Source organism: Sphingomonas sp. BL2 (genome assembly GCF_056680015.1).
On the sequence record NZ_CM155261.1, the window covers coordinates 1,717,254 to 1,733,958 of the forward strand.

Sequence of the window (16,705 nt, forward strand, 5' to 3'; positions counted from 1 at the left end):
GGTTTGGGTTCACCCAAACCGACCCCTTCGTCGTTCAACTACAGGCCGAAGACCTTAGCCGTGCAACGATCGACGGAAAGTCTCGGGCAGGAACACCAGACCGACCAGCACCGTCACCGCGCAGGCGACGATCGGATACCAGAGGCCGTAGTAAATATCCCCCGTCGCCGCGACCATCGCGAACGCTGCGGTCGGCAGGAACCCGCCGAACCAGCCATTGCCGATATGATAAGGCAACGACATGGAAGTGTAGCGGATCCGCGTCGGGAACAACTCGACCAGCAGCGCCGCGATCGGGCCGTAGACCATCGTCACGTACAGCACGAGCAGGACGAGGATCGCGATGACCATCGGCTTGTTGATCTGCGCCGGGTCCGCCTTTTCAGGGTAACCGACCGACGTCAGGGCGGTCTTCACTTCCGCACCGAACGCCTTGATCGCCGCTGCCTTGTCCGGACCCGACACGACCGCGGGGTTGACGACCGGGATGGTCGCGCCACCGATGTGGATCTGCGCGACGGTGCCCGCGGGTGCGATCACGTTGGCATAGGAGATGCCGGCCTTCGCCAGATACGCCTTGGCGATGTCGCACGAGCTGCTGTCGAACTTGTTCTTGCCGACCGGATCGAACTGCACTGAGCATTCGTCGGGATTGGCGACGACGCTCACCGGCGAATTGGCCTGTGCTGCATACAGCGCCGGGTTGGCGGCCTTTGACAGCGCATGGAACAGCGGCATGTACGTCAGCGCAGCGAGCGCGCAGCCCGTCAGGATGATGTACTTCCGCCCGATCTTGTCCGACAGCCAGCCGAAGAAGATGAACGCCGGCGTCGCGATCAAGAGCGCGATCGCGATCAGGATGTTGGTGGTCGGCCCGTCGACTCGCAGGTTTTTCTCGAGGAAGAACAACGCGTAGAACTGGCTGGTGTAGAAGATGACGCCCTGGCCGACGACCGCACCGAACAGCGCGATCAGCACGACCTTGAGGTTGCTCCACTGCCCGAACGCCTCGGTCAGCGGCGCCTTCGAGGTCTTGCCCTCGTCCTTCATCTTCTGGAACACCGGGCTCTCTTCGAGCTGCATGCGGATCCAGAGCGACACGGCGAGCAGCGCGATCGAGACGATGAACGGGATACGCCAGCCCCATGCCGCGAACGCCTCTTCGCCGACGAGCGTGCGGACACCGATCACAATCAGGAGCGCCGCGAACAGGCCGAGCGAGGCGGTGGTCTGGATGAAGCTGGTGAACAGCCCACGCTTCTTGTCGGGCGCGTGCTCCGCGACATAGGTCGCAGCGCCGCCATATTCGCCGCCGAGCGCCAGGCCCTGCAACAGGCGCAGCACGACGAGCGCGATCGGCGCGGCGACGCCGACCGACGCATAGCTCGGAAGCAGGCCGACCAGGAAGGTCGACAGGCCCATGATCGCCATCGTCACGAGGAAGGTGTTCTTGCGCCCGACGACATCGCCGATCCGCCCGAACACCAGCGCACCGAACGGGCGCACCGCGAACCCCGCCGCGAACGCCGCGAGCGCGAAGATGAACCCGGTCGTCTCGTTGACGCCCGAGAAGAACTGCGCGGTGATGATCGTCGCGAGCAGGCCGTAGAGGTAGAAATCATACCATTCGAACACCGCGCCGAGCGACGACGCGATGATGATGAGCGGCTGGCTCTGCTTCACGTGCCCGAGGGGCGAAGCATCCCCTGTTGTAGTCGCCATGGCAGTGTCCTCTCAGAAGGGAAATTGGATGGAACAGCCGATCTCCGCCGACTTATGAGAAAGTAGAAATGCCGGCCAAGCGACTCGCTGATCCTCCCCCGCCAGGGGGAGGTGGCAGGCACTTGCCTGACGGAGGGGGAGGAACGCGATGACCATTGTTCCGCATCCTCCCCCTCCGTCACCTTCGGCGACACCTCCCCCTGGCGGGGGAGGATCGTGAAATCATGCCTTAGAACGAGTACCGCGCGGCGAGCTCGCCGCGGTCCATCTTGCCGACCTGCCCATCGACCAGTTCGCGCTCCGCGTGACGGAATTCGACGCCGAGATCGATGTTCTTGATCGGCGAGTAGAACAGGTTGGCGGACGCGCTCCATGCCGAGTTGCTCGCGCCAACCGGCTCGCCGCCCGTCGGGTAATCGATCGACTGGACGCTGCCGATGAAGGTCGAGCGTAGCTTGTCGGTCCAGCCGAGCTTCAACGCCGCGAACCCTGCGGTGAGGCTCGGCGTATACAGCCGCGCGCCGACCACCGGCACGAACACCGCGTCGGGGGCGAGATCGAGACCGACATAGCGGCCGATCCCGTCGCCATGCGTAACCATGAAGCGGATGTCCGAGCGACCCTTCGCGTCGAGCGGCACCTTGCCCGCGAACGACACGCCCCAGCCGGTGGCGCTGTCTTTGAGCGCACCCGTATCGATCGTCAGCTGGCGCGCGAGGCCGGCCAGCGAGAACTCGCCGAACGCGGTCTTGTAGTTGAGGCGCGCGGTGACGTCGGGCAGGCGATCGTCGGCATTCTCGACGATCGTTGCCGAGGCAAGGCTGGTCGATGCCGTCTCGGGGTTTTCGGCCGCGACCGACAGCGACAGCGTGTCGTTCAACTTGCGCGTGTAGCGGATCTGCGCCTGGCGGACGAACACGGTGCCTTCCGACGGACCGATGAAGTCGGTCGTCTCGGGCAGCGCACCGATATACTGGAAGTTGGTCCACTCCTGCCCGAACAGCCAATTGTCGAACGTGAAGAACGCGCGACGCAGGCCGGGGTTGTAACCGTTGACGATGCGCTGGTTGCCTTGAGTGCCCGGCACGACCTGGAAATCGACTTCGAGCAGGCCCTTCAGCGTATGCCCGGCGATCGGCGTCTCGGTACCCAGCACGATCCGCGTCTGCTTGGCGTTCGCCTCGACGCTGTTGCCTTCGTTGCGGCCACCGACCGGAGTCATGCTCGGGAAATAGAAGTCGCGACCGACCGATTCCGGCGCGATGTTGCCACCGCTGTACCGACTGACCGATGCCCAGGTCTTGATGAAGCCGTTGAGCTTTACCGTCGTCCCGGCGACCTTGAACCCGTCGGTCGACGGCGCCGCGCCCGGTGCCTTCGCTTCGGCAAGCGCGGTCGGCGCGGTCGGGCCCATCGGCGCGGTCGGATGCAGATCGTTCGGCGAGGACGCGACAGCCGTCGGCGAAGCGGTCGATGTCGCCGGAGCAGCAGGCTGGGGCGCGGTGGCCGCCGTCGCCCGCGCGGCGTTCAGCTCGCCGCGCAGTTCCTGCACCGCCGCCTCCAACGCCTTCAACCGGGTCTCGAGTTCGACCTCACGCGCGGTCTGCGCCTGCGCCATGCCCGGCACCAGCGCGGTACCAGCCAACAAGGCCGTCAAGGCCAGCCGTTTCGTAAACGCCATACGTGTCATCCCCGTCTCTGCTCTCTTCCACTGATCTGACGCGTGGATAGCAGCGACCTCATCATGGCGCATTGCGAACCTGCGTCCATCCCTTACTTTGGTTAGGGATGATCGCCCGAACGCGACCGCGTACAGCGCGGCAAAAGGAGAGCCAGATGACCGAGGCAAGCTATCCCGTCCCCGCGGAATGGGCGAAGGACGCCCTGATCGATGCCGCCGCCTATGACCGGATGTATGCCGAGGCCGCGACCGATCCCGACGCGTTCTGGGCGAAGGAAGCCAAGCGCCTCGACTGGATCGTGCCGCCGACCAAGATCAAGGATACGTCGTTCGACGAGAGCGACTTCCACATCCGCTGGTTCGAGGACGGTCAGCTCAACGTCGCCGCCAACTGCGTCGATCGCCACGCCGAGACGCGCCCCGACGCGACCGCGATCCTGTGGGAAGGCGACGACCCCGCCGACGACCGCAAGATCAGCTACGCCGAACTGCGCGACGAGGTGTCGAAGCTCGGCAATGCGCTGAAGACGAAGGGCGTCAAGAAGGGCGACCGGGTTACGATCTACCTGCCGATGATCCCCGAGGCGGCGTTCGCGATGCTCGCCTGCGCGCGGATCGGCGCGATCCATTCGGTGGTGTTCGGCGGTTTCTCGCCCGAGAGCCTGTGCAACCGCATCCACGACTGCGACAGCCGCATCGTCATCACCGCCGACGAGGGCCTGCGTGGCGGCAAGACCGTCCCGTTGAAGGCCAATGTCGACGCCGCGCTCGACCACGGCGATCTCGCGGTCGAGACCGTCATCGTCGTCCGTCGCACCGGCGGCAAGGTGACGATGACCGAAGGCCGCGACTGCTGGTATTCCGAGTGCGTCGAGGGCCTGTCGACCGATTGCGCACCCGAGCCGATGAACGCCGAGGACCCGCTGTTCATCCTCTACACCAGCGGCTCGACCGGCCAGCCCAAGGGCGTGCTCCACTCGACCGGCGGGTATCTGGTATGGGCGTCGATGACGCACGAATACGTCTTCAACTACCGCCCCGGCGAGATCTTCTGGTGCGCGGCGGATGTCGGCTGGGTCACCGGCCACACCTATTCGCTGTACGGCGCGCTCGCGAACGGCGCGACGACGGTGATGTTCGAGGGCGTCCCCAATTATCCCGATCACAGCCGCTTCTGGCAGATCGTCGACAAATACCAGGTCAACATCCTCTACACCGCGCCGACCGCGCTGCGTTCGCTGATGCGCGAGGGCGACGACTGGGTCACCCGCACCAGCCGCAAGTCGCTGCGCCTGCTCGGCTCGGTCGGCGAACCGATCAATCCGGAGGCGTGGAACTGGTACCATAACGTCGTCGGCGACGGTCGTTGCCCGATCGTCGATACGTGGTGGCAGACCGAGACGGGGGGGCACATGATCTCGCCACTACCGGGTGCGACCGCGCTGAAACCCGGCAGCGCGACCAAGCCCCTGTTCGGCGTGATGCCCGAACTCGTCGATGCCGAGGGCAAGGTGCTCGACGGCGCAGTCGAGGGCAACCTCGTCATCGCCGACAGCTGGCCCGGCCAGATGCGGACCGTGTGGAACGATCACGAACGCTTCTTCCAGACCTATTTCTCGACCTATCCCGGCAAGTATTTCACCGGCGACGGCTGCCGCCGCGACGAGGATGGCTATTACTGGATCACCGGTCGCGTCGACGACGTCATCAACGTCAGCGGCCACCGCATGGGCACCGCCGAAGTCGAGAGCGCGCTCGTCGCGCATTCGAAGGTCGCCGAGGCTGCGGTCGTCGGCATGCCGCACGACGTGAAGGGCCAGGGTATCTACGCCTACGTCACGCTCAACGCGAACGCCGAGCCCAGCGAGGACCTGCGCAAGGAACTCGTCCAATGGGTCCGCCGAGAAATCGGCCCGATCGCGACCCCCGACATCCTCCAGTTCGCCCCCGCGCTCCCGAAAACGCGTTCGGGGAAGATCATGCGTCGCATCCTCCGGAAAATCGCGGAGAACCAGCTCGACCAGCTCGGCGACACCTCGACGCTCGCCGATCCCGCGGTGGTCGACGCGCTGATCGCCGGGCGCGAGGAGGCCGCTCCCGTACCCGCATGACCCGCACGATCCTCATCGCCGACGATCACCCGCTGTTCCGCCAGGCGCTCAAACTGGCGGTCAGCCGCGCCGCGCCCGACGCGGTGGTGATCGAGGCGGGGCAACTCTGCGAGGCGGTCGACGCGGCGCGCGTGGCGGAACGCCTCGACCTGATCCTGCTGGACCTGCGGATGCCGGGCTCGGAAGGGTTCGCTGGCGTCGCGTTGCTGCACGCAGAACGCCCCGACACACCGATCATGGTGATCTCCTCGGCGGACGAAGCCGAGGCCGCCCCCCGCGCGAGGGCGTACGGCGCAATCGGCTTCGTCTCCAAGACCGCCGACCTCGCCACGCTCGAAACCGCCGTAGCCCGAGCCCTGGCCGGCGAACGTGACGCGCCGATCGAAGGTGCCTCCGTCGATGACATGGCGACGCGTGTCGCGAGCCTCACCCCGACCGAACTGAAAGTCTTGCTCGGCGTGCTTGCCGGCCGCCTGAACAAGCAAGTCGCGTTCGACCTCGGCATCTCCGAAGGCACCGTGAAGGGTCACATGACCGTTATCCTGCGGAAACTAGGCGTCCAGAACCGCACGCAAGCCGTCCTCGCGGCACGCGCGATGGACATCCACTTCGCCGACTAGCCGCGTACCGGCTGCCCGCTCCCCCGACCGTCATCCTGACGAAAGTCAGGACCCAGGATACCACCCACCCCGATCATGGCTCTGGATCCTGACTTTCGTCAGGATGACGAAGTTTGCCCGTGCCTCAATCCTCCCCCGCCAGGGGGGGGGGGTGGCGCCGAAGGCGACGGAGGGGGAGGAACACGCAACAGCAGTTCCCTCTTTCCTCCCCCTCCGTCAGGCAAGCGCCTGCCACCTCCCCCTTGCAGGGGAGGATCGAGGAGGATCAACTCCCCTGCGCCGCGGCCGCAGACGCATCCTCGATAAACCGCCACAAATCCGCTGGCACCACCGGCTTCGTCAATACCACCAACCCCTCACGCCGCACATCATCCACAACCGCACGGTCCGCCGTCACCAGCGCAATCGCTGGCGCCGGCACCATCGCCCGCAGCCGTGCCACGACATCCAGCCCGTCCCCCACCTCGTCCAGGTGAAAGTCGACTAGCGCCACATCCGGCTCCTCGTCCGCCGCCAGTTCCATCGCCTCGGCGATCGTCGCAGCCAGCAACGGCACACACCGCCGCGCCCGCAACGCCGCATCGAGCGCCGCCAGGATCGTCGCATCATTGTCGAGACACAGCACTCGCAACCCCGGCACCAGCGCGCGCGTCGCGGAGGGCGTTGGCAACAAAACATCCAGCCCGGCCGGCGCCAGCGGCACGCGCACCGCAAACGTCGTCCCCCGCCCCAGTTCCGACCGCAACTCCACCGCCGACCCGAGCAACCGCGCGATCCGCCGGACGATCGCCAGCCCCAGCCCGACGCCGCCCCCCGCGCTCCCCTTGCTCTCGAGTCGCTCGAACTCCTCGAAGATCCGCTCGCGATCCCCAGCCGCAATCCCTGGCCCAGCATCGCGCACCTCAATCAGCACATCGTCGCCACGCCGTCGCGCCCCGATCCAGATCCGCCCATCCGCCGAATAGCGCACGGCATTCGATAGGAAATTCTGCAGGATCGACCGCAACAACGACCGATCCGTCGCCACGCTGAACGCCCCCGAATGCGCCGCCAGCACCAGGCCGCGCTCACCCGCCAACGGCCGGAACTGCACCGCCAGTTCCTCGATCAACGCCCCCAGCGCAAACCGCTCGACCTTCGGCACGACGCCCCCCGCATCGAGCCGCGACACGTCGAGCAGCGCGCGCAGCAACGTGTCCGCGGACCCGATCGCGCCATCGATCGCGCGCACCAGTTCCGCCTGATGCGGCGCCCTGTCTTCGGCCAGCGCCGCGCAGAACAGCCGCGCCGCGTGCAACGGCTGTAACAAATCGTGGCTCGCCGCCGCCAGAAACCGCGTCTTGTCGCGGGTCGCGGTCTCGGCGATCGCGCGGGCCTCGCCGAGCATGTGGTTCGACCGCGCGAGGTCCTGCGTCCGCGCCGCCACCCGCGCCTCGAGATCGGCCTGCGCCTCCTTCTCCGCGGTGATGTCGGTGAAACTCTGGACGTAGCCGCCGCCCGGCATCGGCCGCCCGACCATCTTGATCCACCGCCCCGATGGCCGCTGCCGCTCGAAACTATGCGGCGTGCCACGCGCGAGGTGCGCCACCCGCCGCCCGACATGCGCCGCGATATCGCCGGCGATGCCCTCGCGCTCGGCATTGTAGCGGATCAGGTCGGCGATCGAACGCCCGACCACAACATAGCCCTCGGGATAGTCGAACATTTCGACATAGCGCGGATTCCACGCAACCAGCCGCAAGTCCGCGTCGATCACGCTGACCCCCGGATCGATCGTCTCCAACGTCGCGGACAACAGCGTGCGCGAGAACCGCAGCGAGCGCCCGCGCTGGTCGAGCAGCCGCACCACGTCGCTGACGTCGATCGCCGACCCGGCAATGCTCGACGCGACGATCTTCCGCGCCGACGGTGCGCCGATCACGCCCGCGATGAGCCGCTCGGCGGTGCGCGCGGCAGGCCCGTCGATCGGCGCGCGCAGATCGGGCGACGCCACGCCGATCGCCTCCGCTTCGCCGTCGCCAACGAACCGCGCGACCAGCATTCGCAATTCGCCCAACGTCGTGACGTGATCGAGCGCCGCGTTCCCCCGGTGCCGCTCGCGCAAATGCAGCCCGGCCATCAGCGCGACGTTTACGCCAAGGCTCCACACGGTGCCATTGACCAACGGCGAGCCGATCCGCCACCCGAGCAGCGCATCCGGATCGAGCCACCCCCGCGTGAATTGCGCCAGCGCCGGCCCGACGCCCTCGCCGATCGACGGCAGCAACAGGCAGTAGATCCAGACGATCACGCCCCCGATCAGCCCCGCGCGCGCGGCGGTGTGGTTGGCGAAGTTCCACCCGACGCTCGCGATCAACGCAGGCGCGAACTGCGCGACACCGGCGAACGCGATCAGCCCGATCGACGCCAGCGGCAAGTCCGCGCCCAGACTCCGGCCATACACCAGCGCGACCGCGACGATCGCGGCGATGATGACGCGCCGCACGCGCAGCATCCGCCGCCCGAGTTCGCCCTCGCCCGCCTCGCCGTGCCGCCGCAGCAGTAGCGGCGCGAGCAGGTCGTTGGTCGCCATCGTCGACAGCGCGATCGTCTCGACCACCACCATCGCCGTCGCCGCCGAAAACCCGCCGAGAAACGCGAGCAGCGCGACGAGGTGATGCTTCTGCTGCAACGGCACCGCGAGCACGTACAGATCGGGCTCGGCATCGCCTGACAACAGCGTCATCCCGGCGAGCGCCAGCGGCAGCACGAGCACCGAGATCACCACCATGTACGCGATGAACGGCCCGCGCGCTTTGGCGACCGGCTCCGGACCCTGCGCCTCGATCACGCCGACATAGAATTGCCGCGGCAGGCACAGGATCGCGAGCGCCGACAGCAGCGTCCGAACCCAGAAATCGGACGTCAGCGCCCCCCAGGTAAAGCCGGACCGAAGCCGCGCCATCGGCGGCGCCAGTATCTCCGCCGGCACGTCGGCCAGTAGCGCCACCGTCACAACCCCGAGCACGACGAAGCACACCAGCTTGATCAGCGACTCCGCCGCGATCGCCGCAACGACGCCGGGGTTGCGACCGGCGACCTCATACCGCCGCGCACCGAAGACGATCGCGAATACCGCCAGCAACAGCGCGACGAACGTGCCGACCTCCGCCGAACTCCCCACGCCCGCGATTGCGCCAAAACTCAGCGTCACCGATCGCAGCTGAAGCGCGATATACGGCACCGACGCGAGCAAAGCCGTGCCAGCGACGATCGCCGCGGTCCCCCGGCTCCGCCCATAGCGCGCGGAAATAAAGTCCGAGATCGAACTCGACCCTTCCTCGCGCGCCAGCCGCACCAGACGCGCGAGAAACTTCGGCGCAAGCAGGAACACCAAAGCCGGGCCGAGATAGATGGCAAGGTAATCCCACCCCCGCGTCGCCGCCGTGCCGACCCCGCCGAAAAACGTCCAGCTGCTGCAATATACCGCGAGTGACAGCGGATAGGCGATCCGCTGGAGCCGCACCGACAGCCCGCGCCGGTCGACGATCCAGGCGATCCCGAACAGCAACGCGCCATAGGTCAGGATCGCGACGATGACACTTGGTCCGACGATGGCAGCGCTCCGGTTCAGGATTGAGCCGACGATCTAGCACAGGACGCGCGCTCGGCGTCGACCGGTATGTGACGAGCCGCGACGGCTAGCGGCTTGCACCGATCACCCGCCCGCGCTATCGCCGCACCGCTCCCGTGTCGGAAAACTACCGGGAGCCTGCTTTGAAACCCAACGGTTTCAATAGCATGCGGGTATAGTACAATGGTAGTACAGCAGCCTTCCAAGCTGAATACACGGGTTCGATTCCCGTTACCCGCTCCACCCTCAGTCGAAATCACCGGACCGCGCGCATAGCGACCGGTACGCGTGCGTTCGCGGTCATCACGCCATAAACGTAAGCAACATTGACCCTTGCATTTCCCTGCTGCGCTGCCGCAAAGGGGAATCGTCGGGCAGGTCTGGCGGCTCCGGGAGTCGCCACCAGTCGTGCCGCGTTCGGATTGGAGCACGTCCGTGATCGGTATCGTCAGGGTCGCCTTATCGCGCCCGCTCACCTTCATCGTCATGGCCATCCTGGTCGCGGTCGTCGGCGTGCTCGCGGCAGTGCGGACGCCGGTCGACATCTTCCCCGACATCAAGGTGCCGGTGATCGCCGCCGCCTGGACGTACCAGGGCCTGTCGCCCGACGACATGGCGGGGCGCATCATCACGCCGTACGAGCGCGTGCTGTCGACCACGGTCAACGACATCGACCATATCGAGAGTCAGTCGATGCCGGGCATCGGCGTCGTGAAGATCTATTTCCAGCCGGGTGCCGACATCCGCACCGCCACCGCGCAGGTGACGTCGGTGTCGCAGACCGTGCTGCGCCAGTTGCCGCCGGGCGTCACCCCGCCGCTGATCCTCAACTACAGCGCCTCGACCGTGCCGATCCTGCAGCTCGCGCTGTCGGGCGTCGGGCTGTCCGAGGGCAAGCTGTTCGACACCGCGGTCAACCAGATCCGCCCCGGCCTCGTCACCGTGCCGGGCGCGGCGATCCCGTATCCGTCGGGCGGGCGTCAGCGTCAGGTGCAGATCGATCTCGATCCACAAGCGCTGCAATCGAAGGGCCTGTCCGCGCAGGACGTCGGCCTCGCGATCGCCGCGCAGAACCAGATCAACCCGGCCGGTTTCGCGAAGATCGGCGGCTTCCAGTATAATGTCCGCCTGAACAACGCGCCGGGCTCGATCGACGAGTTGAACAACCTGCCGGTGAAGGTCGTCAACGGCGCGACGATCTACATGCGCGACGTGGCGCACGTCCGCGACGGCAGCGCGCCGCAGACCAACGTGGTGCATGTCGACGGGTCGCGATCGGTGGTAATGACGATCCTGAAGAACGGATCGACCTCGACGCTGGCGATCGTCCAGGGGATCAAGGACGCGCTGCCGGCGATCCAGGCGACCTTGCCCGACAGCCTCAAGATCGTGCCGATCGGCGACCAGTCGCTGTTCGTGAAGGCGGCGGTCGAGGGCGTCGTCAAGGAAGGCGCGATCGCCGCCGCGCTGACCAGCCTGATGATCCTGCTGTTCCTCGGATCGTGGCGCTCGACGGTCATCATCGCGATCTCGATCCCGCTGGCGATCCTCGCCGCGATCATCGCGCTGTCGGCCACCGGGCAGACGCTGAACGTCATGACGCTCGGCGGATTGAGCCTCGCGGTCGGTATCCTGGTCGACGACGCGACCGTGACGATCGAGAACATCAACTGGCATCTGGAGCAGGGCAAGAGCGTCCGTCAGGCGATCCTCGACGGCGCCGCGCAGATCGTGACGCCGGCGTTCGTGTCGCTGCTGTGCATCTGCATCGTGTTCGTGCCGATGTTCTTCCTGCCGGGCGTCGCGGGCTTCCTGTTCGTGCCGCTCGCGCTGTCGGTGGTGTTCGCGATGATCGCGTCGTTCGTACTCTCACGCACGCTCGTTCCGACGATGGCGATGTACCTGCTGAAGCCGCACGCGGGCGACGTCCACGCCGCGGGCACGCCGACCTCGCGCAATCCGCTCGTCCGGTTCCAGCGCGGTTTCGAGGCTCGGTTCGAATGGTTTCGCGGTGGTTATGGTCGCCTCCTCGAACGCGCGCTGGCGACCGGCAAGCCGTTCCTGCTCGGCTTCCTCGCGGTGGTCGCGCTGTCGATGCTGCTGATCCCGTTCCTCGGCCAGAACTTCTTCCCCGCGGTCGATGCGGGCCAGATCACGATGCACGTCCGCGCGCCGATCGGCAGCCGGATCGAGAGCACGTCGGCGCAGTTCGACCGGATCGCACGTCGCGTCCGCCAGATCATCCCCGCCAACGAACTGGTCTCGGTAGTCGACAACATCGGCCTGCCGGTCAGCTCGATCAACGCGACCTACAATAATTCGGGCACGATCGGTCCGCAGGACGGCGACATCCTGATCCAGCTCGCCCACGAACATGCGCCGACCGCGGACTATGTACGCAAACTGCGCGAGACGTTGCCGGGCGCTTTCCCAGGCGCAACCTTCTCGTTCCTGCCCGCCGACATCACCAGCCAGATCCTGAACTTCGGTGCGCCCGCGCCGATCGACGTGCAGATCACCGGCAAGGACGCGGCCGGCAACTACGCCTATGCCCGAACGCTGTTGCGCAAGATCGCGGCGATCCCCGGCGTTGCCGACGCCCGCATCCAGCAATCGGCGCGCTACCCGGAACTGCGCGTCAACATCGATCGCAGCCGGATCGTCCAGCTCGGCCTGACCGAGCGCGACGTGACCGCCAGCGTCGGGTCCTCGCTCGCCGGCACGATCCAGACCGCGCCGGTCTACTACCTCAACCCAGAGAACGGCGTGTCGTACAGCGTCGTCGCGCAGACCCCCGAATACCGCGTCGGATCGATGAGCGACCTGTCGAACATCCCCGTCACCGGCACCAATGCGGGCGGCACGTCGCAGGTGCTCGGCGGGCTCTCCACGGTCGTCCGCGGCACCTCGCCCGCCGTCGTCTCGCACTACAACATCGCGCAGGCGATCGACATCTACGCGACCCCCAACGGCCGCGATCTCGGCGCGGTTGCGGGCGACATCAAGCGTGTGCTGGCGGATGCCAAGGCGTCCGCGCCGGAGGGGACGACGGTCGCCTTGCGCGGTCAGTATGCGACGATGAACAGCGCGTTTTCCGGCCTGTTCTTCGGGCTGATCGGCGCGATCGTGCTGATCTATCTGCTGATCGTCGTGAACTTCCAGAGCTGGCTCGATCCGTTCGTCATCATCACCGCGTTGCCTGGCGCGATCGCCGGCATCGTCTGGATCCTGTTCCTGACGGGGACGCCCTTGTCCGTGCCCGCGCTGACGGGAGCCATCATGTGCATGGGCGTCGCGACCGCCAACGCAATCCTGGTGGTGAGTTTCGCGCGCGAGCGGCTCGCCGAGCTGGGCGATTCGCACAAGGCGGCGATGGAGGCGGGGATGACCCGCTTCCGCCCGGTGCTGATGACCGCGCTCGCGATGATCATCGGCATGTTGCCGATGGCGATGGGCTTCGGCGAGGGCGGCGAGCAGAACGCGCCGCTCGGCCGTGCGGTGATTGGCGGGCTGATCGTCGCGACGTTCGCGACGCTGATGTTCGTGCCCGTCATCTTCAGCCTCGTGCACCGCAAGGACGCAGAGCGCGCCGCCGCAAAAGCCCGCCGCGACGAGATTTTAGAGGAAGCGCATGTCTGAGATCGTTCATCCGGATCCCGTCGCCACCGAACCGCGGCGTGGGTCGATCAGGAAAGTCGGCATCGTCGCGGCGGTGATCGCGCTGGCGCTGGTGGCGTTCGGCATCTTCACGCGGCACCGCTCGGACTCGCAACTCGCGACCTGGACCACCGCACAGTCGACCCCGATCGTCACCGTGATCCACCCCACCGCCGAGGGCGCGAGCGACGCGCTGACGCTGCCAGGCAACGTCCAGGCGTATAACAGCGCGGCGATCTACGCGCGCACCACGGGCTATATTCGCAAATGGTTCGTCGACATAGGCGACCCGGTGAGCGCCGGCCAGACACTGGCCATTCTTGACGCGCCAGAAGTCGACCAGCAGGTCGCCGCCGCGCAGGCCGATCTCCAGACCGCGCGCGCCAACCGGTCGCTCGCCGCGTCGACCGCGACGCGCTGGCGCGATCTGCTCGCCAAGGATGCGGTGTCGAAGCAGGAGACCGACGAGAAGATCGGCGACCTCGCCGCCAAGTCCGCGATCGCCAACGCGGCGTCGGCTAACGTCCGCCGGCTCGGCGCGTTGCAGGGCTTTACCCGCCTGACCGCGCCGTTCTCGGGCGTCGTCACGAGCCGCTCGACGCAGGTCGGCGCACTGGTGACCGCAGGGACGGCGGCGTCCACCCCGCTGTTCACGATCGCCGACGTGAACCGAATGCGCATCTATGTCCGCGTGCCACAGGCATATTCGGGGCAGACCCGGCAGGGGATGCACGCGACGCTGACCGTGCCCGAATATCCGGGACGCGCCTTCGACGTGACGCTGACGCGCAGCGCCGACGCGGTCGATCCGCAGTCGGGCACGGTGCTGGTCGAGTTGCAGGCGGCGAACACCGATCGTGCGCTGAAACCGGGCGCCTATGCGCAGGTCAAGTTCCCGGTCGGTGCGGGCGGCACCGGCGTACGGCTGCCGTCGAGCGCGCTGGTGATCGGCGCGAAGGGCACGCAGGTCGCGGTCGTCGGCAGCGACGGCAAGGCGCATCTCAAGACGATCACGATCGGTCGCGACGATGGCGACAGCGTCGCGATCAGCGCAGGGCTCACCGCCAGCGACCGCGTGATCGACAGCCCGCCGGACTCGCTCCAGACCGGCGATCCGGTCCGTATCGCACCGTCGACAGGACCGGCCCGTGCGAAGCGCTAGGCTGGGTATGGCGGCGGCGGCGGCAAGCCTGGCCGGGTGCTCGCTCGCGCCGCCGTACAGCATCCCGCCGAGCCCGGCTGCGGCGGCGTACAAGGAAATAGGACCGCAAGGGCAGGGGCTCTGGCAGCCAGCCGCCACCGACACGTCGCTCCCCGCCGCGTGGTGGACCGCGTTCGACGATCCAACGCTGACCGCGCTCGAAGCGCGGATCGAGGCGGGCAATCCCGACCTCGCCGCCGCCGTCGCCCGCTACGATCAGGCGCGAGGTCTGCTCGGCGAGTCCCGTGCTGCGCTACTGCCGTCGATATCGATAGGGGCCGACGGTGGCCGTTCGCGCGTATCCGCCGGCCGACCGCTCTCGCCGGGCAACGCCGCGACCTACAATAATCTCTCGGTCGGTGCATCGCTGGCGTACGAGATCGACCTGTTCGGCCGCGTCCGCAATTCGGTCCGCGCGGATACCGCCTCGGCGCAGGCCAGCGCACAGGACGTCGTCGCGGTTCGTCTCGGGCTCCAGGCGTCGCTGGCGGACTCGTACTTCCAGATGCGCGGTCTCGATGCGCGCACCGTGTTGCTGCGTCAGACGGTGGCGGCGTTCCAGCGCGCCTACGACCTGACCGATACGCGCCACACCGGCGGCATCGCCTCGGGGATCGACGTCAGCCGCTCTGCCGCGTTGCTGTCGAGCGCACGCGCGGAGCTGTCGGCGGTCGCTGGCGCACGTGCGGCGTTGGAGCACGCGATCGCCGCGCTGGTCGGCGAGACCCCCTCGACCTTCGCAATTCCCGTAGCGGACACATTACAGCGTCCGCCCGCGATCCCCGTCGGCGTACCCTCGACACTGTTGCAACGCCGCCCCGACATTGTCGCGGCCGAGCGCCGGATCGCGGCCGCCAACGCCCAGATCGGCGTGGCACGCGCAGCCCAATACCCGTCGCTCACGCTCGGCGGGTCGGGCGGGTTCGAGGCGGGCAACGGCAACATCCTGCGTGCCTCGAACAGCTTTTGGGCACTGGGGCCGCTATCCGCCGCGCTCGCGATCTTCGACGGCGGTGCAAGGCGGGCCCGCGTCCGCATCAGCCGCGCGCAATATGACGAGGCGGCGGCATCCTACCGCTCGACCGTCCTCACCGCCTTCCGCGAAGTCGAGGACGACCTCGCCCGCTCGCGTGCCCTGGTGGCCCAGGAACGCGACCAGCTGGCCGCAACCCGCGCCGCCGAACGCACGCGCGATCTTGCGCTCATCCGCTACCGCGACGGCGCGTCCGACTATCTCGACGTGGTGACCGCACAGACCGCGGCGCTCGACGCGCAACGCCTGTTGCTCGAAGTGCAGAGCACGCGGCTACAGATCGCGGTCGACACCGTCCGCGCGATCGGCGGCGGTATCGCGACCTGACTATCGAACCGCCGCCGCCGGGTCAGACCCGCAGGTAGCGATAATACCAGACCTCGTGCCCCTGCCGCCGCGCCTTGCGCTCGTACCGCGTCTCGGGCCAGTCGTCCGGGCGCGTCAGGAAGTTGTGCGGCGTCTTCGCCTGCCACTCGAAATCGCGGCGCGCGTTCATGATCATCATCGACCAGCGGCAATAGGTCGGATCGTCGGTACCGAGCCGGAACTCTGCGCCGGGCTTGAGCTTGGCGGCGATCGTGTCGAGCGGGCCGTGGTTGACCATGCGGCGCTTGGCGTGGCGCGCTTTCCGCCACGGATCGGGATGCAGCAGGTACAGCCGGTCGAGGCTCGCGTCGGGTAGCCGCTCGATCACTTCGAGCGCGTCGCCCATGTGCAACCGGACGTTGGTCAGTTCGCCGTCGCGGATGTGTGCGAGTGCACCGACCACGCCGTTGAGGAACGGTTCGCAGCCGATGAAGCCGACGTCGGGGTTCATCGCGGCCTGTCCCGCCAGATGCTCGCCCGCACCGAAGCCGATCTCGACGTGCAAAGGGCGGTCCTCGCCGAACAACGTCATCGCATCGATCGGCCCTTCCTCGGGCACCGACAGGTCGGCGAGCGTTTCCTCGACGAGCGCGGCTTGGCCGAGGCGCAGCTTGTGGCCTTGGCGACGGCCATAGAGGCGGCGGATAACAGAAGGATCGTTCATCGCCGCGCGCTCTAGCGGGCGATTGCGCCGGAGCAAA

At 67.3% G+C, this 16,705-nt stretch carries 9 protein-coding genes and 1 tRNA gene; 6 read left to right on the forward strand and 4 right to left on the reverse strand.

Annotated elements, in window-relative coordinates; translation table 11 throughout:
- Positions 1-54: 54 nt before the first annotated feature.
- Positions 55-1,722, reverse strand: coding sequence for an MFS transporter (locus tag AC1ME3_RS07950; protein ID WP_480955544.1), 1,668 nt, complete (start codon positions 1,720-1,722; stop codon positions 55-57).
- Between the two features lie 229 nt (positions 1,723-1,951).
- Positions 1,952-3,403 (reverse strand): DcaP family trimeric outer membrane transporter, encoded by a 1,452-nt coding sequence (locus AC1ME3_RS07955; RefSeq protein WP_480955545.1) that lies wholly within the window; start codon positions 3,401-3,403, stop codon positions 1,952-1,954.
- A gap of 155 nt (positions 3,404-3,558) precedes the next feature.
- Between AC1ME3_RS07955 and acs the strand changes: the two genes are divergently transcribed.
- Both acs and AC1ME3_RS07965 read left to right on the forward strand, forming a co-directional pair.
- Positions 3,559-5,514, forward strand: coding sequence for an acetate--CoA ligase (gene acs / locus AC1ME3_RS07960; RefSeq protein ID WP_480955546.1), 1,956 nt, complete (start codon positions 3,559-3,561; stop codon positions 5,512-5,514).
- Positions 5,511-6,134, forward strand: a complete 624-nt coding sequence (locus tag AC1ME3_RS07965; protein WP_480955547.1) for a response regulator transcription factor — start codon at positions 5,511-5,513, stop codon at positions 6,132-6,134. The genes acs and AC1ME3_RS07965 overlap by 4 nt, the downstream gene beginning before the upstream one ends.
- 265 nt (positions 6,135-6,399) lie before the next feature.
- On the opposite strand, the gene AC1ME3_RS07970 is transcribed toward AC1ME3_RS07965, so the two are convergent.
- Entirely contained in the window at positions 6,400-9,684 is a 3,285-nt protein-coding gene (locus AC1ME3_RS07970; protein WP_480955548.1) for a hybrid sensor histidine kinase/response regulator, read from the reverse strand.
- Between the two features lie 232 nt (positions 9,685-9,916).
- Here AC1ME3_RS07970 and AC1ME3_RS07975 point away from each other — a divergent pair.
- The 4 genes from AC1ME3_RS07975 to AC1ME3_RS07990 all read left to right on the forward strand — a co-directional run bounded on the left by AC1ME3_RS07975 (position 9,917) and on the right by AC1ME3_RS07990 (position 15,965).
- A tRNA-Gly gene (locus tag AC1ME3_RS07975) sits at positions 9,917-9,990 on the forward strand.
- 192 nt (positions 9,991-10,182) lie between these two features.
- Entirely contained in the window at positions 10,183-13,386 is a 3,204-nt protein-coding gene (locus tag AC1ME3_RS07980; RefSeq protein ID WP_480955549.1) for an efflux RND transporter permease subunit, read from the forward strand.
- Positions 13,379-14,566 carry an efflux RND transporter periplasmic adaptor subunit gene (locus tag AC1ME3_RS07985; protein ID WP_480955550.1) on the forward strand — a complete coding sequence of 396 codons (1,188 nt, stop codon included), beginning with the start codon at positions 13,379-13,381 and terminating at the stop codon, positions 14,564-14,566. Before AC1ME3_RS07980 ends, AC1ME3_RS07985 begins: the two co-directional genes overlap by 8 nt.
- The gene (locus AC1ME3_RS07990; RefSeq protein WP_480955551.1) at positions 14,553-15,965 is read left to right on the forward strand and encodes an efflux transporter outer membrane subunit; all 1,413 of its coding nucleotides are present in this window, start codon (positions 14,553-14,555) and stop codon (positions 15,963-15,965) included. The genes AC1ME3_RS07985 and AC1ME3_RS07990 overlap by 14 nt, the downstream gene beginning before the upstream one ends.
- A gap of 22 nt (positions 15,966-15,987) precedes the next feature.
- On the opposite strand, the gene trmB is transcribed toward AC1ME3_RS07990, so the two are convergent.
- Complete coding sequence (gene trmB / locus AC1ME3_RS07995; RefSeq protein WP_480955552.1) at positions 15,988-16,668, reverse strand: tRNA (guanosine(46)-N7)-methyltransferase TrmB; 681 nt, start codon at positions 16,666-16,668, stop codon at positions 15,988-15,990.
- Between the last annotated feature and the right edge of the window lie 37 nt (positions 16,669-16,705).